Origin of the sequence: Nitrosomonas sp. Nm132 (assembly GCF_900100485.1) — a bacterium.
In the GTDB taxonomy this organism is placed as follows: Bacteria; Pseudomonadota; Gammaproteobacteria; order Burkholderiales; family Nitrosomonadaceae; genus Nitrosomonas.
Window position 1 is genome coordinate 47,431 of record NZ_FNDH01000010.1, and the last position, 26,310, is coordinate 73,740.

19 protein-coding genes are annotated in these 26,310 nt (G+C 49.1%); 7 read left to right on the forward strand and 12 right to left on the reverse strand.

Features of this window, described 5'->3' with window-relative positions; translation table 11 throughout:
* Nucleotides 1–14 precede the first annotated feature (14 nt).
* From BLP80_RS05895 to BLP80_RS05925, 7 genes are all read right to left on the reverse strand, one after another.
* The gene (locus BLP80_RS05895) at nucleotides 15–4,607 is read right to left on the reverse strand and encodes a type I polyketide synthase (protein ID WP_090541226.1); all 4,593 of its coding nucleotides are present in this window, start codon (nucleotides 4,605–4,607) and stop codon (nucleotides 15–17) included.
* A complete protein-coding gene (locus BLP80_RS05900; RefSeq protein WP_090541229.1) occupies nucleotides 4,607–9,910 on the reverse strand; it encodes a non-ribosomal peptide synthetase in 5,304 nt (1,767 codons plus the stop codon). The genes BLP80_RS05895 and BLP80_RS05900 overlap by 1 nt, the downstream gene beginning before the upstream one ends.
* An 85-nt stretch (nucleotides 9,911–9,995) precedes the next feature.
* Nucleotides 9,996–10,697, reverse strand: a complete 702-nt coding sequence (locus tag BLP80_RS05905; RefSeq protein WP_090541232.1) for a 4'-phosphopantetheinyl transferase family protein — start codon at nucleotides 10,695–10,697, stop codon at nucleotides 9,996–9,998.
* Nucleotides 10,675–11,412 carry a thioesterase II family protein gene (locus BLP80_RS05910; RefSeq protein WP_090541235.1) on the reverse strand — a complete coding sequence of 246 codons (738 nt, stop codon included), beginning with the start codon at nucleotides 11,410–11,412 and terminating at the stop codon, nucleotides 10,675–10,677. Before BLP80_RS05910 ends, BLP80_RS05905 begins: the two co-directional genes overlap by 23 nt.
* A 12-nt stretch (nucleotides 11,413–11,424) precedes the next feature.
* Nucleotides 11,425–11,640: an MbtH family protein gene (locus BLP80_RS05915; RefSeq protein WP_090541238.1), complete on the reverse strand. Its 216-nt coding sequence runs from the start codon at nucleotides 11,638–11,640 to the stop codon at nucleotides 11,425–11,427.
* Between the two features lie 217 nt (nucleotides 11,641–11,857).
* The gene (locus BLP80_RS05920) at nucleotides 11,858–12,388 is read right to left on the reverse strand and encodes a sigma-70 family RNA polymerase sigma factor (protein ID WP_090541241.1); all 531 of its coding nucleotides are present in this window, start codon (nucleotides 12,386–12,388) and stop codon (nucleotides 11,858–11,860) included.
* 757 nt (nucleotides 12,389–13,145) lie between these two features.
* On the reverse strand, nucleotides 13,146–13,835 hold the full coding sequence (locus BLP80_RS05925; RefSeq protein WP_143002241.1) for an SOS response-associated peptidase: 690 nt from the start codon (nucleotides 13,833–13,835) through the stop codon (nucleotides 13,146–13,148).
* A gap of 204 nt (nucleotides 13,836–14,039) precedes the next feature.
* On the opposite strand from BLP80_RS05925, the gene BLP80_RS05930 reads away from it, so the two are divergent.
* From BLP80_RS05930 to BLP80_RS05945, 5 genes are all read left to right on the forward strand, one after another.
* Entirely contained in the window at nucleotides 14,040–15,407 is a 1,368-nt protein-coding gene (locus tag BLP80_RS05930; protein ID WP_090541246.1) for a 3'-5' exonuclease family protein, read from the forward strand.
* Between the two features lie 185 nt (nucleotides 15,408–15,592).
* Nucleotides 15,593–15,835 carry a hypothetical protein gene (locus BLP80_RS05935; protein ID WP_090541249.1) on the forward strand — a complete coding sequence of 81 codons (243 nt, stop codon included), beginning with the start codon at nucleotides 15,593–15,595 and terminating at the stop codon, nucleotides 15,833–15,835.
* A 387-nt stretch (nucleotides 15,836–16,222) separates the two neighbouring features.
* Nucleotides 16,223–16,354: a hypothetical protein gene (locus BLP80_RS16165; RefSeq protein WP_256324973.1), complete on the forward strand. Its 132-nt coding sequence runs from the start codon at nucleotides 16,223–16,225 to the stop codon at nucleotides 16,352–16,354.
* Nucleotides 16,355–16,404: 50 nt separating this feature from the next.
* Nucleotides 16,405–16,788 (forward strand): hypothetical protein, encoded by a 384-nt coding sequence (locus tag BLP80_RS15890; protein ID WP_218120392.1) that lies wholly within the window; start codon nucleotides 16,405–16,407, stop codon nucleotides 16,786–16,788.
* The gene (locus BLP80_RS05945; RefSeq protein ID WP_218120393.1) at nucleotides 16,748–17,443 is read left to right on the forward strand and encodes an HNH endonuclease family protein; all 696 of its coding nucleotides are present in this window, start codon (nucleotides 16,748–16,750) and stop codon (nucleotides 17,441–17,443) included. The genes BLP80_RS15890 and BLP80_RS05945 overlap by 41 nt, the downstream gene beginning before the upstream one ends.
* On the opposite strand, the gene BLP80_RS05950 is transcribed toward BLP80_RS05945, so the two are convergent.
* On the reverse strand, nucleotides 17,415–18,020 hold the full coding sequence (locus tag BLP80_RS05950) for a class I SAM-dependent methyltransferase (protein WP_090541254.1): 606 nt from the start codon (nucleotides 18,018–18,020) through the stop codon (nucleotides 17,415–17,417). The genes BLP80_RS05945 and BLP80_RS05950 overlap by 29 nt on opposite strands.
* Nucleotides 18,021–18,380: 360 nt before the next feature.
* Between BLP80_RS05950 and BLP80_RS05955 the strand changes: the two genes are divergently transcribed.
* Both BLP80_RS05955 and BLP80_RS05960 read left to right on the forward strand, forming a co-directional pair.
* Nucleotides 18,381–18,593, forward strand: coding sequence for a hypothetical protein (locus BLP80_RS05955; protein ID WP_176754285.1), 213 nt, complete (start codon nucleotides 18,381–18,383; stop codon nucleotides 18,591–18,593).
* Nucleotides 18,594–18,790: 197 nt separating this feature from the next.
* Nucleotides 18,791–20,023: a CAP domain-containing protein gene (locus BLP80_RS05960; protein ID WP_090541257.1), complete on the forward strand. Its 1,233-nt coding sequence runs from the start codon at nucleotides 18,791–18,793 to the stop codon at nucleotides 20,021–20,023.
* 249 nt (nucleotides 20,024–20,272) lie between these two features.
* Here BLP80_RS05960 and BLP80_RS05965 read toward each other — a convergent pair whose 3' ends face one another.
* From BLP80_RS05965 to BLP80_RS05980, 4 genes are all read right to left on the reverse strand, one after another.
* Entirely contained in the window at nucleotides 20,273–21,193 is a 921-nt protein-coding gene (locus BLP80_RS05965; RefSeq protein ID WP_090541260.1) for a sulfotransferase domain-containing protein, read from the reverse strand.
* A gap of 418 nt (nucleotides 21,194–21,611) precedes the next feature.
* Nucleotides 21,612–22,034, reverse strand: coding sequence for an acyl-CoA thioesterase (locus tag BLP80_RS05970; protein WP_090541263.1), 423 nt, complete (start codon nucleotides 22,032–22,034; stop codon nucleotides 21,612–21,614).
* 50 nt (nucleotides 22,035–22,084) lie between these two features.
* Nucleotides 22,085–23,905, reverse strand: a complete 1,821-nt coding sequence (locus BLP80_RS05975) for an AMP-dependent synthetase/ligase (RefSeq protein ID WP_090541266.1) — start codon at nucleotides 23,903–23,905, stop codon at nucleotides 22,085–22,087.
* Between the two features lie 64 nt (nucleotides 23,906–23,969).
* Nucleotides 23,970–26,294, reverse strand: a complete 2,325-nt coding sequence (locus BLP80_RS05980; RefSeq protein WP_090541269.1) for an acyl-CoA dehydrogenase — start codon at nucleotides 26,292–26,294, stop codon at nucleotides 23,970–23,972.
* Between the last annotated feature and the right edge of the window lie 16 nt (nucleotides 26,295–26,310).

Genomic DNA, 26,310 nt, shown 5'->3' on the forward strand with positions numbered 1-26,310 from the left:
ACCCATCGGCACAATTAGGAACACTCGGCTTCATCCAGTAGCTTTGTCTCAACTAATGCCGCCAGACCGGCGATGGTGGGTGATCTGAAGAAGTCTACCGGATGCAAGTCGACAGCAAAACTTGCCCGCACCCTGGACAGCAGCTGTATGCCCAGCAAGGAATCTCCTCCCAATTCAAATAAATTGTCATCCATGCCGATGCTCTCCATTCCCAAGAGACTCTGCCAAACCTCTGCGATATGCTTCTCCAATTCACTTTCGGGAGACCTGAACAGGGTCTGTAATGCAGGTCTTGGGAATCTCCCTGTCCTGACTGCGGGAGCGAATGCAAAGGGCTGGGTAACCAGCTCTTCCTGGGTCTGGCTGAGCCGCGTGTGCAGGTCAAGCGTAGAAACGATTACCTGCGCCCTTCTTTGACTGCTCACGATGCGTTCGAAAACCGCTGCCCCTTCTTTAGGAGCGATTCCCACGCCATCCGGCATCGCCATATTTGCGGCCATACCGACTTCACGCCAGCTATCCCAATTAATCGAAATGACAGGAAATGGAGATGCACGATAGGCGGCGTGCGCGACGGCATCAAGATACGCATTGGCAGCACAATAATCGATTTTGCTGAGACCGCCTGCAATCGTCGCGAGCGAAGAGCATAAAATCATGAAATCCAGCGGCTTATCCTTAAATACAGCTCGCAGGGCACGCATTCCCTGCACTTTAGGGGCGAATATCCGGGTCATCGTTTCTTCCGTTTTCGCTGAAATCAAACCGCTGCTGACTTCACCTGCAGCGTGAATCACGCCGTCAATCGCGCCATAATGGCGGCGTGCCCGGGTCACAGCTGCCTTCAAGTCAGCCTGATTGGCCACATCCGCACTCACTACCAGCACATTGGCGCCCAGTGCTTCCAGATGCATGATTTTTTCAATTTTGTGCCGGGTGGCGTCTTCCTGACTGCTGGTTGACAGCACTTCTGGCCAGCATTCCCGTGACGGAAGAGGAGAACGCCCTAATAACACCAGTTTTGCCTGCCGGGTCTGGGCGAGATATTCGGCCAGCGTCAAGCCGATGCCGCCTAATCCACCGGTGATCAGATAAACCCCCCCTTGTTTAAGAGAAGTGCTGACAGGTTTAGCTAACTGGATAGGCTCAAAGGTTTGAACCCAGCGATGCGGGCCCCGATAGGCGACAATGGATGCAAGGGAATCGGTTTGGATCTCGGCAAGAATCTGTTTGATCAGCCGTGATCTGGCGCTACTCTCTGTGGGCTGGAATTCGACGTCAATGATACGGCAACCGAGATAGGAATATTCCTGAGGAATCACTCTGCATGGTCCCAGTAGAAGCGCTTTCTCGGGATGCAGTTGCTCATTGCCGGTCACATCCGTCAACTGACTGGTGATGACCGTGATGGCTATCTTTTCCCCGGCAGGAATAAGCGCTTTAGTCCACTCCAACGCCTGGGCGAGATAGAACAGACTAAAGAAATTCCTCAGCTGGCTTTCACTTTGAGCGCGGTTTTGGTTAACCGTGGTCATGCTCCAGAAATGGAGGACATGGCCGATGGTTTTGCCATCATCGCGAATGCTGCGCAACAGATGATCATAATCAAGCCGCTCTCCAGGGCGAATGGTATAGTGATTTTTATCCTGCCGTCGAAACCGGGTACCCGCGACGATCACGATAGGCTCGATGCCATGCATGAGCAAATGGGCAGTGAGTTCTATCCCGAGAGGGTGCTTATCCCTGAAAATCAGCAGAGAGCCGATTTGCTTGGTCAAGATGTCATTAAGCGCCGTACCCTCGTCGCGCCGCCATGATGGCGCATAAAACCAGCTATCCAGCGGGCAAGCTTCTGATCGGACCTCCCTGTTGCGCTGCTGTATGCCGGCGTTATTATTGGGCACTTCAAGGTTTTGCCCTGCCGGCTGCACCCAGTAGGGCTGATGCTCGAATGGATACGTCGGTAATGAAACGCGGTGGCGGTGCTCATTTGCATAAAAATTCCGCCAGTTGATTGTCAACCCGCTCAACCAAAGCTTGCTGAGGCTAAGCGATAAATGTCTCTGAGCCAGATGGCCCTTGCTGGGATGCGGTAAAGATGAGAGCAGGAGCTGCTCAGGTTTTGCCTGAGGATGCCGTTGCGCCAGCGTGATCAGGGTTTCCCCTGGCCCCACTTCCAGAAGAATTTGCGCCGGGTTACTCAGCAGTTTATGTAACCCATCGCTGAAACGCACAGTTCCCCGCAGGTGCCGCCCCCAGTAACTCGCGTCGGTGGCCTCGCACGGTGTAATCCAGCTACCACTCAGATTGGAGATAAACGGAATTTTTGGTTGACGCAACTCAATTTGAGCAATCTTCTCAACAAAACCAGCGAGCATGGGCTCCACCATGGCAGAATGAAAGGCATGGGAAACATGCAGCCGCCGACTTACTATTCCCTTATTCGTGAGACTTTGCTCGACAGCTTCAATGACTGCAGCCGGGCCGGATAATACACAAAGCTCAGGTCCGTTGATGGCTGCCAAATCGCAATTTGCAATCAGATAAGGCGTGAGCTCCGTTTCGGATAGCATCACAGCCAACATGGCGCCCGTTTCCATCTGCTGGAGCAAACGCCCGCGCATCGCGACCAGGCGCAACGCATCCTCCAGGGAGAAGACTTCTGCCAGGCAGGCAGCCACGTATTCGCCAACGCTATGGCCAATCATTGCTGTGGGTTGGATACCCCATGACTTCCACAGTTGCGCCAAGGCATATTCAATCACGAAAAGCGCGGGTTGCGTCACCTCCGTTTGCGCCAGCCGTGCTGCTGCTGCAACTTTGTCAGCTTCATCTGAACCAGGGTACAAGACGGTCAATAACTCAAAATCAAGATAGGGTTCTAACAGCTTGAAACAACGATCACATTCCTGGCGAAAAACGGGTTCACTTTGATACAGATCCCGCGCCATATCAACATACTGAGCCCCTTGTCCTGGGAAAAGAAATGCGACCGGGCGATTTTCGACTATCACTTGCTGCGTTAGAAACCGCTCCGTGTCCCGGTTTTTTAACAGACCCACTGCATCATCATGGTCGCGGCATAACGCGATCGTCCGGTGAGCAAAGCCTTTTCTTCCGATCTGGAGGGTATAGGCGACATCGGCCAATGGTACCTCAGGATGCGCCATCAGATGCTCCCTCAATCGAGTCAGCATCACCTCAAGCGCATGATGACTGCGCGCTGACAAGGTGAGCATTTGCCAATCGCGTGAAGGGCCGGAGGGATGAATTGGCGGCGCTTCTTCGAGGACCACGTGAACATTGGTTCCACCAATCCCAAATGAACTGACCCCGGCACGCCGTGGCGTCGGGCCACTCGGCCAAACCTTACTGATCGTATTGACGTAAAAAGGGCTCGATGCAAAATCGATCTGCGGATTGGGTTGCTCAAAATTTAAACTCGGCGGCAGCATCCGGTGTTTCAATGAGAGTGCCGTCTTAATCAGACCCGCTACCCCAGCAGCCGCATCGAGATGACCGACGTTGGTCTTGACTGAGCCAATACCACAAAATCCCCGTCGCTCGGTACTTTCCCGGAAAGCCTGCGTCAAAGCCGTAACTTCGATCGGATCACCTAGCGTCGTACCGGTCCCATGCGCTTCAATATAGCTGATGGTATCGGCAGATATGCCTGCAATGGCCTGAGCAGCCAGGATGACTTCCGCCTGCCCTTCTATGCTGGGCGCGGTGTACCCGGCCTTGGCTGAACCATCATTATTGATAGCTGAACCTTTAATCACGGCATGAATGGTATCGCCATCGGCCAGCGCATCGGCCAGCCGCTTTAAGACCACAATGCCCACGCCACTTCCTATCACCGTGCCAGCAGCCTTGGCATCAAAAGCACGGCAATGACCATCAGGAGAAAGAATGGCACCGGGCTGATAGTGGTATCCTCCCTCATGCAACAGGTTGATCCAGGCGCCCCCGGCAAGCGCCATATCGGCCTCATGATTGAGCAGGCCGCGGCAAGCCACATGGGTCGCTGCCAGCGAGGTGGAACAGGCCGTCTGAACGGTAATGCCGGGACCGCGCAGATTAAGCTTATACGCGACAGTCGTCGTCATAGAATCCTTATTGTTGCCGTTCATTAGCCCCTGCAGGGAGGAAATATCCTGCCTGTCCGACATGCGTCCACTGGACAGCAGATTTAGCAGTAGATAGGTATCCACACCGCAACCCGCGTATACCCCGATGAGATCAGGATAGATTGATGCATCATAACCGGCATCTTCCAGGGCCTGCCAGGCGACTTCAAGGAAAAGCCGATGCTGCGGATCCGTCTCCGCCGCCTCCCGCGGGGTATAGCCAAAAAAAGCCGCGTCGAAGTGATCGACATTTTCCAGGTGAGCACCTGCTTTGATGTAGAGCGGATCATTCAATACGTCCGCAGGGACGCCGCGCGCCAGCAATTCCTCATCGGTAAAGAAAGTAATCGACTCCACTCCATCCCGGATATTGCGCCAGAAAGCTCCAATATCATTCGCACCGGGAAAGCGGCACGCCATACCAATGATGGCAATATCAATGTCTGCGCGTTCTGGCGATTCTTCTATATTGTTCATCAGTGTATCCTTTCTGCTTTTTGGGTACGTTGAATAAAAGCGCCTCGCTGCCGCTGGGCTCGCTGCTGGTGGCGCTGCAAAGACACGTGATCGGCGCTTCCCTGACTGAGAAATTTCACCAGACTCGCCACAGTGGGATATTTAAAGAGATCAACGATGGAAATGGGCGTATTTAAGCGTTCTTGCAACCGGTGTTGAATCTTGATCAACAGCAGTGAATGACCTCCCAGATCGAAGAAATTGTTGTACAGTCCAACTCTGGGAACGCCCAACGTTTCGGCCCAGATTTCCGAAACCATGACCTCGATCGCATTAACAGGCGGCTCATAATCCGGTTGATCGAATTGCTCTGGGGAAGGAAGCGCCTGGCGGTCTATCTTGCCATTAGGGTTGAGCGGTAACGTATCCAGAAAAATGAATAAACTGGGAATCATGTAATCAGGCAGAACAGCACCCAATGCTGTTTTTAACAACGATGCATTGAGCAGCATTCCAGCATGGGCGGCTACATAAGCGATCAGACGCAGGCCATTTCGTCCCTCTTGCGCCACCACTACCGCTTCACGCACTCCTGCCTGAGCTAGCAGCTGCGACTCAATCTCACCCAGTTCAACGCGAAAACCGCGAATCTTGATCTGATGATCAACCCGGCCGAGATATTCAAGCTGCCCATCACTTCGCCAGCGGACTAAATCCCCGGTCCGGTAGAGGCGGCCTCCCCTTTGCGCAAAGGGGTCAGGAATAAAACGCTCGCTGGTCAATGCAGGACGATCAAGATACCCCCGCGCCAGCCCCTCTCCTCCTACATAAAGCTCTCCTGTGGTACCCGGAGGCACGAGATTGAGCTCGGTATCCAGCACATACAAACTACGTGCGCCCACGGGTTGTCCGATCGGCGCATAATCTCCATCAACAGATGTTAGCGCATGTTCTTCAGAAGCATGACTAATCCAGGCTGTAGGCGTTATCACGGTTTCAGTCGGGCCATAGGCGTTTACCAGCCGGACGTTCTGGAAGGTAGCCTGGGTAGCTGCAACGTCTGTGGCATACCAGGCTTCTCCTCCTGCGATGCACAAGCGCACTGAAAGCGCTTTATTGTCCAGCAACGGCAGCAACATGCGCAAATAAGCGGGGGGAAGATGTAACGTTGTTACCTGGTGCTTTTCGATCAAATCGACAAAGCCCTTCCCTGCCAGATCATTTGCGGAAGACAAGACAATCGCCGCCCCCTCAATCAGGGGAGTAGTCCACTGCTCCACCGCTGCATCAAAATTCATGGAGAAAAACATCAACTCCCGATCCCCGGGCCGAACGTCGTAAACCTTTTTAATCGCAGTCAAATGCATGGCCAGCGGACCATGCGCAACTGAAACGCCCTTGGGGCGGCCAGTTGATCCAGAGGTATAGATGACATAGGCAAGATGATCCCCATGCAATCTCACCACCGGGTTAGTCTCTATTCCTGTACTTAGATCCAGCGCTTCGAATTCCAGAATTGTCAGTCCTTCCCTCTGCGGAATACGCGATCTGATATGAGTTTGTGTCAACAGCAACTGAATGCCGCTGTCTTCCAGCATGTAACTCAGGCGTTCTCCCGGATACCCCGGATCAAGCGGTACGTAAGCTCCGCCTGCCTTCAAGATCGCTAACAGACCCATGATCATTTCAATAGATCGCTCCACTACAATCCCAACCTTAATTTCTGGTTTAACGCCAAGACTGATAAGCCGATGCGCCAACCGGTTTGCCCTGCGATTGAGCTCTGCGTAACTCAACTCAATATGACCCGAGATGACCGCGGCTAGTTGAGGGCATCTCTCTACCTGCTGTTCTATGAGCTGGTGCACAAACTGAGCAGCGGATGCAGGTGGCACCGCCACACCCCAGTTTCTGAGCTGTAATACCTCCTCCTGATTTAACAGGTTAATGTCCCCTATCGCTCCTTCCGGGTTTTCCGCCAGTGCGCGCAGGATAGACACATAATGACGTCCCAGTCGCGCCATCAGGGAAGAATCAAAAAGATCAGCAGCGTAGATGAAACTAGCTCGTATGCGCCCATCCGGTGATTCGACTGTTTCCAATATCAGTTCAAATTGGGCTGACTGCTCAGGGAGAGGATAGTCTGTGATCGCAAGTCCAGAAATTTTCTGCAGTGCCTGGTCATCTCTCACCAAATGATTAATGGTCACTTGGAACAGCGGACTATGGCGCACATCCCGCTGAGGATGCAGTGCTTCAACCAGTTGTTCAAACGGCAAATCTTGATGAGCTTGCGCCTCAATCGCCGCTTCCCGCACTTGCTCCAAAAGCTCAGCCAAGGTCATCCGGCCATGTAATTGACCACGCAATACTTGCGTATTGACGAAGAAACCGATCAGACCAGCCGTTTCTACTCGATTGCGATTCGCTATCGGCACGCCCACACGGATATCGTACTGGCCTGTATGCCGGAACAACAATGCCTGAAAGGCGGTTGATAATGCCATGAAGAGGGTGGCGCCACGATCCTGGATGAGCTTGCGTAATTTGCTTAAAACAGCGGTGGGTAAGTCAAAGCGGTGTCGTGCCGCCTGATAACTGGTAAGCGGTTGCCGGGGGCGATCAGTAGGGAGCGTCAGAATCGGATGTTCGCTGCCCAAGTAATCTTGCCAGTAAGCCAGTTGCCTTTCTTTTTCCCCTGCCTGCAGCCACTTTTGCTGCCATAAAGTGTAATCCGCATACTGGATAGGCAAGTTATTGAGGGAAGCGGTTTCTCCCCGTAGATGAGCCTGATAACGGGCGGCCAATTCATCAATCATGATCTGCATGGAAGCGCCATCAGAGATGATATGGTGCATGACGATAATCAAGATGCTCTCGTTCTCCGTCATCCGCACCAGCGCTACTCTCAATAGCGGACCTTGCGTGAGATCAAAGGGTATCGAGACCATACGCTGCGCTTCTGCTGCTGCCCGCGCCGTCCGCTCTGAAGCAGCCACCTCACCTAAATCGATCTGCGTCATCGCAAACTGAGGCAGCGGTTGAATCACCTGCTCAACCGATCCATCCGTGCCGATACAGAAAATCGTGCGTAATGACTCATGTCGCTCGATCAAACCATGAAAGCTCGCATGCAATGCCTGGACATCGAGCAATCCTGCCAGCCGTAATGCATATTGAATATGATAGGCAGTATTGGCGGGATCGAGCTGCCAAAGAAACCACAGCCGCTGCTGTCCGTAAGACAACGGGATTGAATTGACTCCGTGTTGAACAGGCACTATGCGAGAATCAGCTGCCAGCGGGGAACAGCCAGCTGATAAAAGATGCTTAATTTCCGCTGCGCACGCATGCAGCCGGGGATGCTGAAACAGGCTGCGCGGAGAGAAATTGATCTGCCAATGATCTGAGATACGTGCCGCAACCTGAGCCGTAGCGAGTGAGTTGCCACCCATGGCAAAAAAATGATCTTCACGCCCCAGCTCGGTGTGATTTAACACAGATTGCCAGATGGCTGCCAACACCATCTCCGTTTCATCAGTCAATGCTTGCGGTGGTTGAGTGCTACCACCGATTACGAAACCGCCAAATTCGTAGATGGCATAGGCATCCAGCGTACGTTCACGCCATCCCTGACGGCAGGCCGCGCGTTGCAGTTTTCCACTCGAGGTTTTAGGCAAGGCCCCCGGATTCAGGAGCACCACTACAGACAACGGTTCTTGGCAACTGATACTGACCGTCTCATTTAATACGTTCACAAGGGTTTCGGCAGAAACGAGTTTCTGCATATTGCGCGATACCTCAACGGCAATACCGATTCCTTCACCATCTCTGGTTTCCACTGAAAATGCGGCAATCCGGCCTTTACGCACCGCTTCCACTTCTTCTTCGATCACCAGTTCAATATCCTGTGGATAAATATTCTGCCCACGGATAATGATGAGATCTTTACGCCGCCCCACAATATACAATTGCCCGGCGTGAATAAAACCCAGATCTCCGGTACGTAACCAGCGCTTGCCTTCATAGGTCACGAAGGTTTCTGCCGTCTCCTGCGGGCGTTGCCAGTAACCACACGCGAGACTGGCTCCATCTGTCCAGATTTCACCGACATTGCCATCCGCCAAGGGAATCAACTTCTCTGGATCAACGATGGCTATCGAATGATGAGATGCGGGAAAACCGCATGCCACTAGGGATGTCCCAGACGCTGCTACCTCGGCTTTGCCTTGCGCCAGCTTCTCGGTAGAAAAGTCATGGGCTTTCATCCCCTCTCCACGCACGCCGCCAGTCACAAATAACGTCGCCTCAGCCAAACCATAACACGGGTAAATCGTCCCAGCAGAGAAACCGACTGAGCTAAAACGTTCGATGAAAGCCCACATTGTGTCTCTGCGCACCGGCTCGGCGCCCGAGAACGCAACGCGCCAGCTCGATAAATCGAGCTCCTGTAATTGTGCGTTTCTTACGCGCTCGACGCATAGCTGGAAAGCGAAATTGGGAGCGCCACTGACTGTAGCGCGGTAGCGCGAAATGACTTCCAGCCAGCGAACCGGCCTTTCGACAAAAAAACCAGGCGTCATCAGGACCACGGGAACACCGCGATGAAGAGGCTGCAACAGACCGCCAATCAGGCCCATATCATGGTAAAGCGGCAACCAACTCACGAAGATATCATCTGAATCAATCGACATGCCTTCTTCAAATACCCGCGCATTGATCATCAAATTGTGGTGACTGACCATGACTCCTTTGGGCGTGGAAGTTGATCCCGAGGTATATTGCAGGAAAGCGATCTCATCTTTCTCCGGCAGGCGCGCATGCCATGCGGGCACCTTATTTTGCTCACTACTTTGAGTTAGGGTATCGACAGTCAGGATATCAGCGCCAGCTAACTGAGCGATCGCTGCATCATTGATCAGCGGCAAAAACTGGCTGGCCGTGACAATGCACCTCGCCTTGGCATCCGCAGCAATCGCGAGCAATCTTGCCAGATGCTGTTCCCGGATGGACTCTGGTGGAAAAGCAGGGACAGCGATCATGCCTGCATAAAGGCAGGCAAGAAAACCGATCACGTAATGCTCATCGTTATCCATCAGCAATAACGCCCGTTCACCCCGCATGAAACGATCTTGCAAAACAGCGGCAACGACCCTGACGTGCAGATCGAGCGAAGCATAATCTAATTGCTTGTCAACAAGCTCGTCACCGGCTGCACTCACGACAATCAGCGCAGGGTCCGCTGGTCGTTCCCGTGCCAACCTTTGCAGATGGCTAACGATGTTGTCAGGATAACTGCGAGAGGGAATCAGTCTTGTATTCATGATTTACACCTAAAAATAAATTCGTGCTTTACCGGAAAAAATTTTGCGACCCAAACCTGTATTTGGCACTTCATTGTTTTTGCGACTAATCAGCATAGGAAAGACTGGCGCTGCATTCGTGCACTCGCGATTTACCCTGATGGGTCAACGCCAATGCCGCCGCGTAGTGCAGAGGTACGCCAATCGACCAGGCGTCGACTCCGGCCCATTCGCCTTGATCATGGATAATGCAGTAGCTGCCGTCATGATTTGGCCGTACGGTAATGGCTTGCAGGTATTCAGCAATCCCCCATCCCAGTGCTTTCAGTACCGATTCCTTCACTACCCAGAGCTCGATAAAATTCTGGCTTGACCAGATTCCCTCTGCATGTTCTACCGAAGAAAGCACATGCGCATCCAAATAGGCGACATCCCGTTGACGCTGCTCAATATCGATCCCAATCTCCCCCTGGGTGGAAAGTGCAATCAACGCAAAACTCCCTGCATGGGAAACATTGAACTCGATGCCTGGATGCGCTTGTAAATGAGGTTTACCAAAGGCGCCTGTTACAAAGTGCAGCTCATTTGGCGGCAACACCACCCGTTCCGCCAGCAAACGGCGCAGCGCCGCCCGCGTCGCTATAGCACGCACCCGATCCTGCTGGCGATGAAAGCGTTGCGCACGAGCCTGCTCGTCAGCGCTCAGCATCGCCCAGTCATCAGCAAGCCAGGTCGAATCGAAATCGAACTCGAGCAACCAGACTTCGATGCCAGCAGGAATAGTCTCAGGCAGTGGCAAACGCTTCATGTGGCACTTCGATTAAACTTTCCGCCAAGCGTTTTATTAACGCGAGGAGAAATGCTTCTTCAGACTGCCGAAGAAAAAAATGACCCCCATCGAACCAGTCCAGGGTAAACGCCTGGGTACTTGCCAGCCGCCAATCATTCAGCTTCTCCGCTTCGATCTGATCCGCATGCCCGCCAAAAACATGGATGGGAATGGGCAGAGGCGATAACGGCACATGCCGGAAGCTCCCGCAAACACGGTAATCCATCCTCAATAAATCCAGCGTCATCGCCAGCAGTTCCGGGTTATCGAACACTTCTTCCGGAGTACCACCCTGTTTGCGTAAATCTGCGATCAATGCAGCCTGCCCCTGTATCCTGACGTAACGCTCGCTATCCTGGCGATTCGGTGCTGCACAACCCGACACGAATAATGCAGCGGGTAGCGGCAATGTTCGAGCAGCCAGACCATGGGTGATCCCATAAGCAAGCAAAGCTCCCATGCTGTGGCCAAAAAAGGCGTAGTGTTCAGGCATTGTGGCTGCAAGCTCATCGCACAGCCTTTCGGTCAGCACTGCATAGTTTTCTTCCGGCAGCTCATCCATTCGACTGCCACGGCCCGGCAATTCAACGGGTTGCACCGTTATCCAGGAAGGCAGTAACCGTCGCCAGCGTAGATACATCGTTGCACTTGCGCCTGCACACGGCAAACAGAAAAGCGTTAATGGTTTCAACATTAATACGCTGCACTAGATGCGGTTATCCATGAAACGCCGCAGGCTGAGCGGCCGCATATCTGTCCAGACTTTCTCAATATGATCCAGACAGGTCTTTTTGTCGCCCAGCACGCCGGTATCTTGCCAGCCACCCGGAATCGCTTTCCATTCCGGCCAAACAGAGTATTGTTCTTCATGATTGACCAAAACACGAAACACACCCTCTTCGCGATCAAAACAGCTTGTCATAGCACATACCTCAGATTTACGAATAAATAGTTTTTTAATACTTATTAAAAAGAATGCTTCTTATTCAAACTAGACGAATCGGCCTATGAAGAATACAAAAAATAACCAGAAGCTTTTTGCAAACACCATAAATTCCTAATGAATTGAAAGAATTAAAGTATTAGCGAGCGAAATTGATCCAATTCGGAACGATCATCAAAAGCGAAATAAAAAACAATTATTGCGGCACTGCAGAACAGGATTGGAGCGCATTTCTACAATGATTCGTTGTTTCGCGAATAAGGATATTTGCTAAGGAAGTGGAAATATTTAATTCATCGGCTATCATCCGATGGGTATACCCATCTATCCGGTAAAGCTCAAAAACCCGTTTGGTGCGTTCAGGGAGTTTAGCCAGCACCTGGATAACCAGCGCAATATGCTGGCGATTGATCGCATGCGTTTCAGGCAGGTCTGCCAGGGCCGGAACATGCAGTCCTTCTTCGTCTATTCCAAACAGTTCTGTCTCGAACACCATTCGCCGATAATGATCAATAGCCAAATTACGGACGATCTGGAACATATAAGCCAACGGCTGCCTGATATCCTGAGCCGCTGTCATTTCAATTATCTTGATATAAGCATCCTGCACTATATCGTCTGAACGCTCCCAATCACCCAGGATTTTGTAGGCAGCCCGGCGTAACTGCACACGGTTCGAAATAAATAATGTGTTTATTTCCTGAGTCCATTTTTCTACAGGTATCATCGTAAACCTCTTTATTTTTATTCTGTTAATAATAGTAATAATGCTAGTAATAATGATTCTTATTAATAAAAATAAAATCTAAAATCTAGAAAATAGGCCCATCCCTTTAATAAGTTGTTATCTTGACCAATCGATCGATTGTCGCCCTAAAAATAACAGGCTTACTCAATGGGTAAATCCACTACGTGATGTATTCACGATTTGACAGCGAACGCCAGCGCTTAGCGATTCAGCGCCGCTACAGTGACTGGATTTCTTACGGGCATAACCAGGTTTTAGCGCAACAGTTTCATCGAAGCTCAAAACAACGGAGTACTCGGCGACTAAATGTCCGGAGATCGAGTCATTCGTTACAGTTGATTTTGCTAAATTGGACTGGCTTGCGCGAACAGTAAGCGGTATCGATAAACAAACTGCCCACCCTCGATTTGAAACCCGTAAGAGGTGTCTTCTATTGTCAGCCAAGCTCTTTTTTTCGTACATAAAGCCATTTCCTAGTCATTAATTAATGGCTGGCTGACATGCGATATGCGCTTTGTTGGCTGGCTGTGCAAAACTTCGTTTTGAGGGGTGATTGTGATGATAGTGTTATTGCATATAGGAATGCTCGCACCACTCAAACTCTTTAAATCACACCCCAAGCCTGAATTTCTCCTAAAGAGATCTAAATGATAATGATTATTATTTGCCTTGTAAAATACTTATTGCTTATTTTCAGCAATGGCGCGCTCATCAGACACGCTGCAATTTAAAAAACTCATTCATTTACTGGCTGGATCAGCTGCTCCCCCTGATTACTGATCCGTCCTACCGCAGGCGATACTGCCCAAAACTGCATCTTCTCGGAAGAACACGGTTTCAGAATAGACGATAAGGCGTCATCAGGTAGCTGGGAAGGGGTCAACCAGTTATCCCAGGATTCAGGAGGGACGATCACTGGCATGCGATCATGAATGGAACGCATTAATGCATTACTGCTCGTAGTGATGATTGCACAGCTATCGATGACAACTTCATCTACCGTTGCTGTCTCCCATATGCCAGCGAATGATAATGGACTGCCATCTTTGGCCGAAATAAAGAAGGGCTGTTTACTTTTACCTTCTGCCAGGGGCTTCCATTCATAGAAACCTGAAGCCGGGATAAGGCAGCGTTGCCGACGAAACGCGTTTTTGAACAACGGCTTTACCGCAAGCGATTCAGCGCGCGCATTAAATAGCAAAGGCAGCTTTTTTGGGTCCTTGACCCAATGGGGAATCAACCCCCAGCGCATCATTGATCCTGCCCGGCCAGTGATGCTGTCACGAATGGCCACAATACCGGTCGTAGGCGCGATGTTATAACGCGGCTCGATCTCCGGCATCGCCGCCGCATGATACCAGTCGATCAGGCTGGAACGTGGATAAGCCAGGCAAAAACGTCCGCACATACCGTCATTGTTATTCACTAAATGAATGTTTTATAGATGGCTCATAATGGACTAAAAGCGCCTGTCATGACAACCGTTGTTTCAGCAGGATGCGCAAATTTCAACGCGGATTGACACTCTTGGCTGTTGTTAACCCGAATATTTCATAAATTCGCGTGATGATCACGCGAATTTATGAAATATTCGGGTTAAGTTATTCAAGTTTAGCGTAGAATCCGGCCAATGCAGCCTTTTGCTTTTGTCGATCTTGAAACCACTGGCACCACGGCGTCTGTCGACCGGATCACCGAAGTCGGCATCATCCTGGTTGATGGCTCAAATATTCAGGAATGGAGCTCTCTGATCAATCCGGAGACACGAATCTCTGCGTTTATCGAGAGGTTAACCGGGATTACGAACCAGATGGTGGCAGAGGCGCCAACCTTTGCCGAGGTCGCCCAACGGGTATTCCAGATGCTGGAGGGCCGTCTTTTTGTAGCGCATAACGCCCGTTTTGATTACGGGTTTCTGAAGCAATCATTCAAACGCCAAGGTTATGACTTCCAGGCAACGACAATCTGTACCGTCAAACTTTCCAGGCGGCTATTCCCGGGACATCCAAGGCACAATCTGGATAGTCTGATTGAACGGCATGGCTTACAGGTCAATGGCCGTCACCGGGCGCTGGCGGATGCACAGCTCATCCACCAGTTCTGGCAAAAGATACAGCAACAGATTCCTCCCGCCAAAGTTGCCGCTGCGGTCAAAGCTCTGACCGGACGCCCCAGTATCCCGACGCATTTGAACGAACAGATGCTGGATAGCCTCCCCCAGAGACCGGGGGTCTATCTGTTCTACGGAGAGAACGAGCTTCCACTTTATATTGGCAAATCCATGAACATTCGCCAACGGGTGCTTTCTCATTTCACCAGCGATGTTTCATCCGCTAAGGAAATGAGTCTCTCGCAGCAGGTCCGGCGGATTGACTATATCGAGACAGGCGGCGAAATCGGTGCGCTGCTCAAGGAAGCCGAGTTGGTGAAGAAACTTCAGCCGACGCATAACCGGAAACTTCGCCGCAATAACGAACTTTGCTCGATCTCGCTTAAGGAAACCGGAGCAGGTTTGCATATCAATGTGGCTTATGCCCGTGATCTGGATTTCGGCCGGCAATCGAATCTGTATGGCCTATTCAAAAGCCTGCAAGAAGCGAACAAGGTATTGGCTAATCTGGCAGATGGGCATGAGCTTTGCAAGGCCATCATTGGACTGGAAAAGGTTAAGCCCGGCAAGCCCTGCTTTGCTCGCCAACTCAAAAGATGCCGCGGGGGATGCGTTGGCGAAGAACCGTTAGTGGCGCACTCGATGCGCCTGATGGCGGCACTGTCTAGCCTGCGCTTCAATAGCTGGCCTTTTACCGGCCCCGCCTACCTCAAGGAAGATGGCGATCTGCTCGTCATAGATAATTGGGCTTATCTTGGCACGGCCAAAACAGAAGATGAACTCTGGCAACTCCTGGACTCACCCAGACCCCAGTTCGACAAAGACTCCTACCGGATATTACAGAAAGCTATCAAATCGCTGCAACCCATTATTGACCCAGCCAAGTAAAGCTTTAACTACAAAATTAAATTTGTCGTAATCAACTTCAAACTCCCCTGGTCGGGCCAATAGCCTCTATTGCTGCTGTTAGTCCAGTATTCTCAGCAGAAAATGATATGCTTCCTACCAGGAAAATTTAATGGATATCTTGGAAAAATACCTTTTCAGGAACGACTAACTAACAGGGATCTGCCATGTGGGGACTCAAGCTCGCTGTATGCATCGCCTATGACTTACTCGATCTCACATTGGGACGAACACTTTTCATCATGCCTTTTGGTGGAGAGATCGTAGGCTGTGCACTTTGCGCCGCGATGTTTGGAACAAATGGGCTTCTCTATGGATTAGAAGCGCTGGATGTGACAGAACAGTTTGATGGATTCATTCCAACCGCAACGATTATTGCACTGATGAACAGACCGAAATCCGCTGGTTAACCCGCGGTATACGAGGTAGAAATGATCTGATTTTTTATCTGTCAGGATTTCTAAAAGCTTTAGCGTCTTTTTGAGGCATTCGAAATAACCATTACCCTCTCTCAACATAAAGCAGTTACCCACAGCCTTATCCACGGAAATTGTGGATAATAGGTTTTAGCTAAAAATGCCAAACCAGGCAACATTGCTCTCGTCTGTGCCAGCAGTTCCTTATAAAACCCACTAAATAAAGGTACCCCGAGAGAATTCATAACGAAAAAAGCATAAAATTGATGCGGCCATATATTTCCCATAGGTAAGCCTGATGGAAACAAATCACTACACGCGCGGTCAAGCAGCCCTTTCAAGAAATTGGAAAGTAAATGGATATTCAAAAAATCAGCATAAATGATCAAATCTAACTTTTCAGTATTGAGCCAGCACGACGAGCAGTTGCTGCGTCTTGGTATGCTGGCTGAAAAGTATTTTGCAGATGATCCCCATACTTGCCTTCTCAAGCTGCGTCAATTCGCTTACTGAAATAAAATCCTATTAACACCAACAAGAAATTTTGAAGACTAAAGCGAATCATGTCGCGTTTTTATGAAATAGAACCAACTGCAGAAAATTATTGGCGTGCCATTATTCTTTTTGGACGAAATTCTGCTTCGTACAAATTCGCTCTTGCAAAAACCCTTTTCGATTTTCAGTCATTGGGGAAAACACAAATCACCCTTGAAGAACTTGCAGTGCCATACGCTGCACACCTTTGTGAACATCTAAAAAAACATCCAAAACAAGGCACAAGTGAGCAGAGTACATTTCTGGATAAGCTACGTGCATTTAATCAGGGTGAAATAGAGAAGGACGAAATGACTTCCCATACTTTGCGCTATGGTTTCATTAATGTGCTTGATGCTTTCCATAACGTTCATGGTACAGAGATTGGTATCCGCTTTTTTATTGATTATTGATGAACGTAACAAGAAAAATGCAATTCAATTAACAGAAGGTTTTATGCGTCTAGGGGAACAGCAGCAATTTGCTAATCTTGTACAAGAAACCGAGTCACGCTGGCAACTAGTTGAGGCCGCATGGGAAAACAATCTCTCCCGGAACTTGATGCTTGTAGAATACGAAGAGGAAAGTTGTTTACTTATGGGTGTCAATGCCATACGGCGTACCACAGTCACATCGGCACGGCCTGCATTGAATGGTTATCAGAAAGGGCGGTGCTTTTATTGTTTTCGGGAGATCTCTGTAGTTCTTGAAAAGGAAGAAGTAGCCGAAGTTGATCATTTTTTTCCGCATATGCTAAAGCAGTGTGACAGCCGCAAACCAATTGATGGCATAGCAAATTTAGTTCTGGCTTGCCAAGAATGCAATCGTGGCGAAAATGGCAAGTTTGACAGACTTCCATCCACTGAATTGCTGGAACGCCTTTTTAACCGGAATGAATATCTGATTACATCACACCACCCCCTTCGAGAAACACTTATTTCCCAGACAGGGAATACAACTGAGAAACGCCAAGCATACCTGCAAGATGCATACAATTGCTCAACCCTTCGTATTGGAGCTGGAGGGCGTAAATGGCAGCCTAGACAGCAAGGAGTGGCAATTTTTTAAGAACAATATTGGTCCATTCCACTCTCCTATCTTCTTGGTAATCTATTTCACGATGCAATAACATGGTCTCCGATTGAATGAACAAAGAAACCAATTTATCCACTTCAATAGCACTATAGAGTTTGCCGTTTTCACGGCGATCTTTGCTATTTGTTCCACGGAAAGAAACAATTATTATGCCCCCGACAGCGGCAATTCGTACTAGATTTACTACTGCACAAGCAATCTGATCTTCTGTCAAATGCATGATGACTGCGGAACATAACACATTGACGAAGAAGGAATCTGTCTGTCTCTCTAATAGTGGCAAGCTGTCACGGACAAAGGAAATATTCGGGTAAAACCCTCTTGCCTGCTGCAGCATTCCCTCCGAAGCATCAATGCCTGTAACTGAGTACCCTTGCTCAGACAACCAAGAACTATCACGCCCTATGCCACAGCCAACATCAGCACAAACCCCATTTTTGACGAAAAACTGATTAATAAGTTGATAAACACGAGCTGGTACTAGCGTTTTGTGCAACGCAGCAATTTGCTCAGCAGAGCTGTCATAAACTGAAATGGTTTGATCATCCATAAATTATACTAATTAATCACAACAAATTGTTATATACATCAGCATCTTGCATGCTTTGCTATAATTGTAAAAATGCACTGATTGTTTAGCATCATAAAGGTTTAAATTTATAGTAGCTGACTGCTGAGAGCTACTGCCATTTATCAAATCAATAAAATTGCTGTATGCAGTGAGTAGCATTTCTACCTTGGATATTGAACTACTAATCATCATCATCGCAATATATCATTTCCCTGAAGTATTCCCATGAGTAGAGAGTTAGCCATGGTCGATTAGGAATCAACAAGAATTATTGAATATCATTCGCTCTGCTTATAAATAACCCAAAGCAGTCTTTGGTTTTGAAAAGATCGAAGCATTATGAATCACCTACAGATTTTTACCGACGGCAGTGTGAATACACAATTAAAGGTAGGGTATGGTGCCTACCTGGCGATCGCTAACTTGGCTACACCCATAGAATCGCTGAAAGATACCGTGAAAGTGAAGCGTTTTGAACAAACCAAGCTCGACCAGATTGGAATTACAAACGTTGTTGTGGGCGCTGAGCGAAGCGACTGCTTCGAACAATAGCTGCGACATGGTTTTGGCGGTTTATACCGATTCGCAAAATATTATCGGTCTGCCAGGGAGATGCGCCCACCTTGTCCAAAGTTACGATGATGACATCATCATCACGTTCCTTATCATGATTGACAGGTTATTGAGTCTTTAGTACCGCCCCTTTCCCTATTCAAATTTCACAAGTCGAACAGACAGGAGTCACCCTTATGTCTCAAGCTAGCGCTTACGAACAATACATGCTAGAACTAATCAATGCCGAACGTGCTAAGGTTGGCGCTCAACCTCTCGCCTTTGACGGTGATTTGAACGAATCGGCAGAGAATCATAGTAGCTGGATGATCGCAACCGATACTTTCTCTCATACCGGCGCAGGTGGATCAAATCCAGGTGATCGCATGAAAGCAGCGGGTTATGTATTCTCTGGCTCTTGGGCTTGGGGAGAAAATATTGCCTGGATGAGCACCCGCGCACCGGCAGGTTTACTGGATGAAGTGGAACAATTGCATGCATCGTTAATGAATTCAACAGGTCATAGGACAAACATATTAAATGACACCTACCACGAAATTGGAGTCGGTCTGGCGGTTGGTCAGTACAGTAGCTACGAAGGGGCTTTTGTGACACAAAACTTTGCCCGGACTGCATCTCATTCTTTCTTAACGGGTGTTGCATTTGACGACTTGGATGGTGATAATCGTTATGATATCAATGAAGGATTAGGTAGCTTCACTGTCAGCGCCAAAAATAATACAACCGGTACCATCACAACGACGCAGACTAGCCCAGCTGGTGGTTACGAACTAGAACTCGCTTCCGGAAGTTATACAGTCAGTTTTTCTAGTAGTGGACTTACTACAACGACTCAACAAGTTAGCATTAATAGTAAAAATATAAAACTCGATCTGGTCGATCCAATCAGCAGCAGCACCCGATCCCAGCCAGTATCTAACACAATCTTTGGTACATCAGGCTCAGATATACTGATGGGAACTTCTGGCGCTGATGTCATCTCTGGTTCGGGTGGCAACGACAAACTTTACGGTAATGCAGGCAACGACAAAATTGATGGGGGTAGCAATAGCGATAAACTATGGGGTAACGCAGGAGCAGATACTTTAACGGGTGGAACAGGCAACGATATTTTCGTATTCAACGCTTCCTTTATCAGCGCCATCGATAAAATTACCGACTTCTCTCCAGTCGATGACATTATCCATTTAGAGAACGCTATTTTTACCAGTCTAACCACCGGCAGCCTCAACGCTGCAGCTTTCCACATCGGCACTGCAGCGCACGATGCCACAGACCGGATCATTTACAATATGCAAACTGGCGCTCTCAACTATGACGCCGACGGCATCGGTGGCGCAAGTGCCCAGCAATTCGCCCAACTAACCGGCGGACTTACGCTAACCAATACGGATTTTTACATTATCTAATTAAGTAGAAATTGCAGCTGGAGCAATAGGTAACCACGAGTCATCACCGCGCTCCAGATCATCGCCTCTTGTTTGAAGCTAAGCAGTTATCGATTGGATCATATATCTGGGATGGAGGCTGGTGCTCCTTATAGCAATATTCATTCGGCACGATTTCCCTCACCATGCGATGAGACCATGACGCACTCATTTCTTATCACCGTCAGCGAGATACACGATTAGCGCTTACCCGATTTAAACTCTAAGCGATTAGATCATCCCGCCATTCTCGAGCCATTCGCGACACTCATGGCTAAGAACCCGCTTGCAAGTGGCATCGTACAGAGCCATCTCTTCCTTAGACAAGATATCACGCCAGCGACCATTCGTACCCTTGTGGAGAAAGGTATTTGCGCCGCCCTTCCAAAAATGACCGCCCCCAGGTACGTATAGCTCACCTTGACGTTTCATTTCAGTGAACGAAACTGCCTTGATGATCCCAGCCCAGGAGCTCTCGGACACATCGATCTCCAAAAATGCAGCCATGCGGCGGACCTCTCGCTCAGTATTCTCAAGCATATCGCTATAGTGAAACAACTGAATATTCGGCAAGTGACGAAAATTCCACCAGGACTGTACGTTAGAAAGATGGGACCAGTATGGCCAGCCATCAGCCTCCCACCCGAATCCACCACGCGTCATCCAATTTCGCCAGAAGGTATGGATATCATCCGGTGGGCGTGGGAATTCATCACCCTGACGACCAGGCAGCAGATTCATCAACATAAAGAACTCATCCTTCATGCCTGTATAGTGATTCCACAAAGACATGAAAACATCCTTCGCGTCTCGGGCGATGTAGAGATACTTAAATTTCTCGTTGTATAACATACCATCGAGCGGCAAATGCGTTTTGATAAAGCGACGATGCTTCTGCGCTGTTAGTCTGTTCAGTATCACTTCAAGGGGCATGATCCGCATATCTAGCCACGGTGACATTTCCGCAGGTGCTGCCGGAAAATTTCCTTCTGGAAAGAGAAGATGAGCAACGATGGCTTGAGTCCACGTCGTGCCCGCTTTGTATGACGTCGCGACGATAATATCGTCATCGCGCGGCTCGAAATAATCCCAGCGAGTACTGTCAAAATGATGGTTCTGATAGATACGTGTTCGTTCAGGCAAGATCGACATCTTTGTGACCTATTATGAAAAATGATTTATTGCTAACTTATAAAAACAATCTTGATTTAGCAAGAGGTAAGTCGTATTGATAAAAAGTAAAATTAGCTGCAGTTTTATATTCGACATAATTGCAAACCAAAGTGATGCATCGAGCAGACTAACAATACAATTTTCAGTAACACAGAAATGTAATATTAACTCTATCAGTTAATTCTTTTCCCCAGAAATGGAAGACTTTCTCCTAACCTTCCAATTTTTTGGATCTACTACTTCAAATCCATTCGTTCCTATCCACTTGAAATGACCAGAGTTCGGTCTCCAAAATGGCGCAATACATTACGTTATAAATGAGATCTATTACGTTAGGTATCATGATATTTCTTCATGTTGATTAATAACCTGCCAGTCTAGCTTTCAACAAATCATATTATTCTTGCGGTACCACTCTTGGTCGCCGATTATCATCGATAGCCACGTAAGTCAGCACCGCTTCGGTCACTTTGATGCAAATCTCTTCCCCCCCTTCCCGTGCACCGCGCTGGGCATAGACCGACACAGCGACAGCGATCGAGGTGCGCCCTATCTTAACGATATCGGCGTAGAAGCTGACGATATCACCCACAAACACAGGTTGTGCGAACACAAAGGAATTGACGGCCACGGTTGCGACGCGTCCGTGCGCGCGCCGAATAGCGGGGATACTGCCAGCCATATCGACTTGCGACATAATCCAGCCGCCAAAAATATCACCTGCATAATTGGTATCCGCTGGCATCGGTACCGTACGCAATATGGGTTGACCTTCTGGTAAAGAAACATGCAGTGCCGGGTCATTCGGAAAGTTGTGCATTGTTGGCTTAAAACTCACTCAATATGATTCGGAAAATCGTCCATTTTCTATCAGTGCCCAGCATATAGATGCTTTATCTCATCCTTATAGTGCTCCAGAATTTTTGATCGCTTCAATTTCAAGGTAGGTGTCAGCATTTCATTCGTCACTGTCCATAGTTCAGGGATTAAAGCAACACGATATATTTTGGCATACCCGGGAAATTCATGAATTTTCCGGGTAATCATTTCCAGCACGACTTCTTTTGCCTGCTCATTTTTCGCTAGTTGCTCCGGGTCTGCCGCCACTTGGCATTGTGCAGCAACCCTTTCCCAGCCACGCTTACTCAATACCACCAATGCGCTCAAATAAGAGCGTCCTTCCCCTATAACCATGACTTGCTCGAACATTGGATCCCGCAGAATAGCTGCCTCCATATCTGCTGGTGGCACCTTCTCACCCGTGGACGTCACGATGATATCTTTCAAGCGTCCGGTAATCGTGATTCGCCCTTGCTCATCGATACTGGCAATATCCCCCGAATTCAACCAACCATCATCGGAGATGATCGCTCGAGTGGCTTCCGGATTATTCCAGTAGCCCAGCATGACATTAGGGCCGCGAACCAGCAAGGCACCATGTTCACCCAGCTTAACTTCCACACCCGGAATAGGCTGACCCACGCTGGAAGGAAGATTATTATCCACGCGGTTGGCACAGACCACCGGACTACTTTCAGTCATTCCATAGCCCTGCAATATCGGCAATCCTAGGCCAATAAAGACACGTGAAATTTCAGGCGATAATGCTGCTCCCCCACTCATCGCCTGCTGTAAACGCCCCCCCAGTTTATCCATCAATTTACGCGCCACCAGCTTGTTCAGCAGTGGCCACAGTAAATGGGATAAATGCCAGGAATCACGCCCTTGCTGATACTCAAACCGGCTGTAACCTACTTCTACTGCCAAATCGAATAACTTTCTAGCCAGCGCCGGCCCTTCTGCCAGTTTCGCGCGTATCCCCGCATACACGCGTTCATAGATGCGGGGAACGGAGACAAGGATAGTTGGATGAATCGTGAGTAAATCTTCTTGCAATAATTGAATTGAACGAGCGTAAGCAACTGTGGCGCCGCACATCATTGGCACATAATAACCAGAAGTACGCTCGAAAGTATGCGAGAGCGGCAGAAACGAAAGCAGGAGATCATCAGGTGTCACGATGACAACCTGGGCAGAACCATATGCATTGGTCAGGATATTATGGTGACTAAGCATGACACCTTTGGGGCGACCAGTCGTTCCGGAGGTATAGATGATTGTTGCCAGGGCATGTGGATCCGTATTCAGATGCTGAGTATCGCTCCCCTGCTCCGGCAGCCATTTACTCAATGCAATCACTCGATCATCCTCCGCTTTATACCTATTTTCCTCCAATAAAGTCATGATTACAATGCGCGACAGTGCTGTGAGCTGATCCTGTACTGACGAAAACACCTCCCACTGGGTCAGTTTCTCCACCAGCAGCAATTTGACACCCGCATTCTGCAGACAATAAGCTGCATTCTCAGCGCGATCTTCGGTATAAAGCGGCACAACAACCAGGCCCAACCCTAAAGCTGCCTGCTCAAACATTACCCATTGTGAGCAGTTTCTGGACATCACTGCAACCCGATCACCGAGAGATAAATTTTCTCGTGACAACGCAGCTTGCCACCTTGCGACAGCTCTTTCCATCTCAGCCCAGGTATAATCACGCCATTCTTCAGTAGTATCATCGTAGTCACGATACGCCACTGATTCAGGAGAACGACGCACCCGCTCTCCGAATAAACCATCAAGTGTTTTAGCAACCTCCACTGGAATGACACTTGTATGCTGACTACCCCTCACGTTTTCTCCCTGCCTCTATTAACTAACTGCGATATTCACAGGAGCCCGATCTCGCCTCCTGTTTCTATGATGTTGCCTTTGCCGTTTTTCCAAAATCTGGCGAAAAATCATCAACCATGATGACCTGGCGTCGTAATAATTTCATTTTCTCAAGCAATACCGCTTCCTCCTGAAGGAGAATGCCTCGTTCTAACGCCTCGGTGATTATTTCCTCGTTCCGTGCGACAAGCTGTCCCGCCTTGGCAGCGCTACGCAACTTAGCTTCGATCGCCTCACATGCAATAGCACATTCCAGCGCCTGTTCCAGAACAACTAATGGTTCATTGTCAGCAGTTGGAATATAAATCCCTGCTGTCAGACGATTACGCACCTCTCCAGGCTCCAGGATTAATCGGGCAACTCTATGCGAGAGCTCATCTGCAGGAAGCGAATATCGTTTACCCAATGGGAATATCAGGAAACGCATCAAACCACGCATTAAAAAGTGACCAGGGAAGTTTCTCAGAAATTCATCGAAGGCTTGCTGTATGCGATACAGTGCATCCTGAATAGACCAATGTAGCAGCGGCAGATCTGAAACAGGACGCCCATCATCTTCAAAACGCTTCAATGTGGCAGAGCACAAATACAACATGCTGAGAATATCGCCGAGTCTTGCGGATAATCTTTCCTTGCGCTTGAGCGATCCTCCCAGCTTCAGCATGGCAATATCAGTCACTAAAGCAAACGCAGCAGAAAATCGGGTTAATTGCCGGTAATAATCAGCCGTATCACTCAGAACACCCTCTGGTATCTCTTTAATATACCGGCTGGTTAGACCAAAAAAGAAACTACGGAAAACGTTGCGAATACCAAAAGCGATGTGTCCCATCAATGCCTGATCGAATGCAATCGAAGCACGCTTCTTGTCTTCATCATTAGCCGCATTGATTTCTTGCAACGCATAAGGGTGGCCGCGAATCGCACCTTGGCCGAAAATAATCATGTTTCGCGTCAGGATATTGGCGCCTTCAACCGTAATCCCAATCGGAGTCTGTTGGTAAGTGCGGGCTAAATAATTACCCGGCCCCATACAAATGCCTTTACCACCCAGCACATCCATGGCGTCATTGATTGCCTGGCGGCTGCGCTCAGTCAAATGGTATTTAACGATGGCTGAAATCACCGAAGGCTTTTCACCCAGATCGACTGCACCTGCGGTCATGACTCTGGCAGCATCCATCATATAGGTATTGCCGGCAATTCGCGCCAGTGCTTCCTCTACGCCTTCAAAAAAACCAATGGGTATCTTGAATTGCACACGCACCCGCCCATAAGCACCACTCGTACGTGCAGCCAGCTTAGCCGCACCGGTACTGGTAGCAGGCAGAGAAATCGAACGTCCTGCAGCCAGACAGTTCATCAACATCCGCCAGCCGCTACCCACTCCCTCACGTCCACCAATTACCCAGTCCATTGGAATGAACACATCCTTGCCAGAATTCGGCCCATTCTGAAATGCCCCATTTAACGGAAAATGACGACGACCGATATTGACGCCTGGTGTATTGGTAGGAATCAACGCCAGCGTAATGCCGAGATCTTCTTCATCACCGAGTAGTCTATCTGGATCACGTAACTTGAATGCCAACCCCAGGATGGTCGCGACCGGCCCCAATGTAATGTAGCGCTTTTCCCACGTAACACGCATGCCTAGCACGTCTTGCTGGCCATTGTACTCACCTCGACATACGATACCCAGATCAGGTATTGATCCAGCGTCAGAACCTGCTTCAGGTCCTGTCAAAGCGAAACAGGGCACCTCCAATCCTTTTGCCAAACGAGGAAGATAATGATTTTTCTGTTCCTCCGTTCCATAATGCAACAATAATTCAGCTGGGCCCAGTGAATTGGGCACCATCACCGTTATTGCTGCCGTGTTGCTACGCGAACTGATTTTCATCACCACCTCGGAATGTGCGAGTGCTGAGAATCCATATCCTCCATACTCCTTAGGGATGATCAAACCGAAGAATCCATTATCCTTTATAAATTGCCAGGCTTGCGGTGGCAAATCATAGCGCTCATGGGTAATATGCCATTCATCCAGCATCGCACAGAGATGCTCGACAGGCCCTTCCAGAAATGCCTTCTCCTCTGGACTGAGTACAGGTTTGGGATAAGCCAGTAATTTGTGCCAGTCTGGTTTACCGCTAAACAAATCTCCTTCCCACCATACCGTACCCGCATCAAGCGCTTCCTGCTCAGTCTGCGAAATCTGAGGAAGAATTTTACGGAAAATTCTCATTATAAAATTGGAAAAAATGTGACGACGCAAGAAGGGAATCACCAGAATAGCCACTACGATCGCAATCAGCGAAAGAATCAGCAATAAAAAAGACAGGAGCATCATTTTTTTCCTGTAA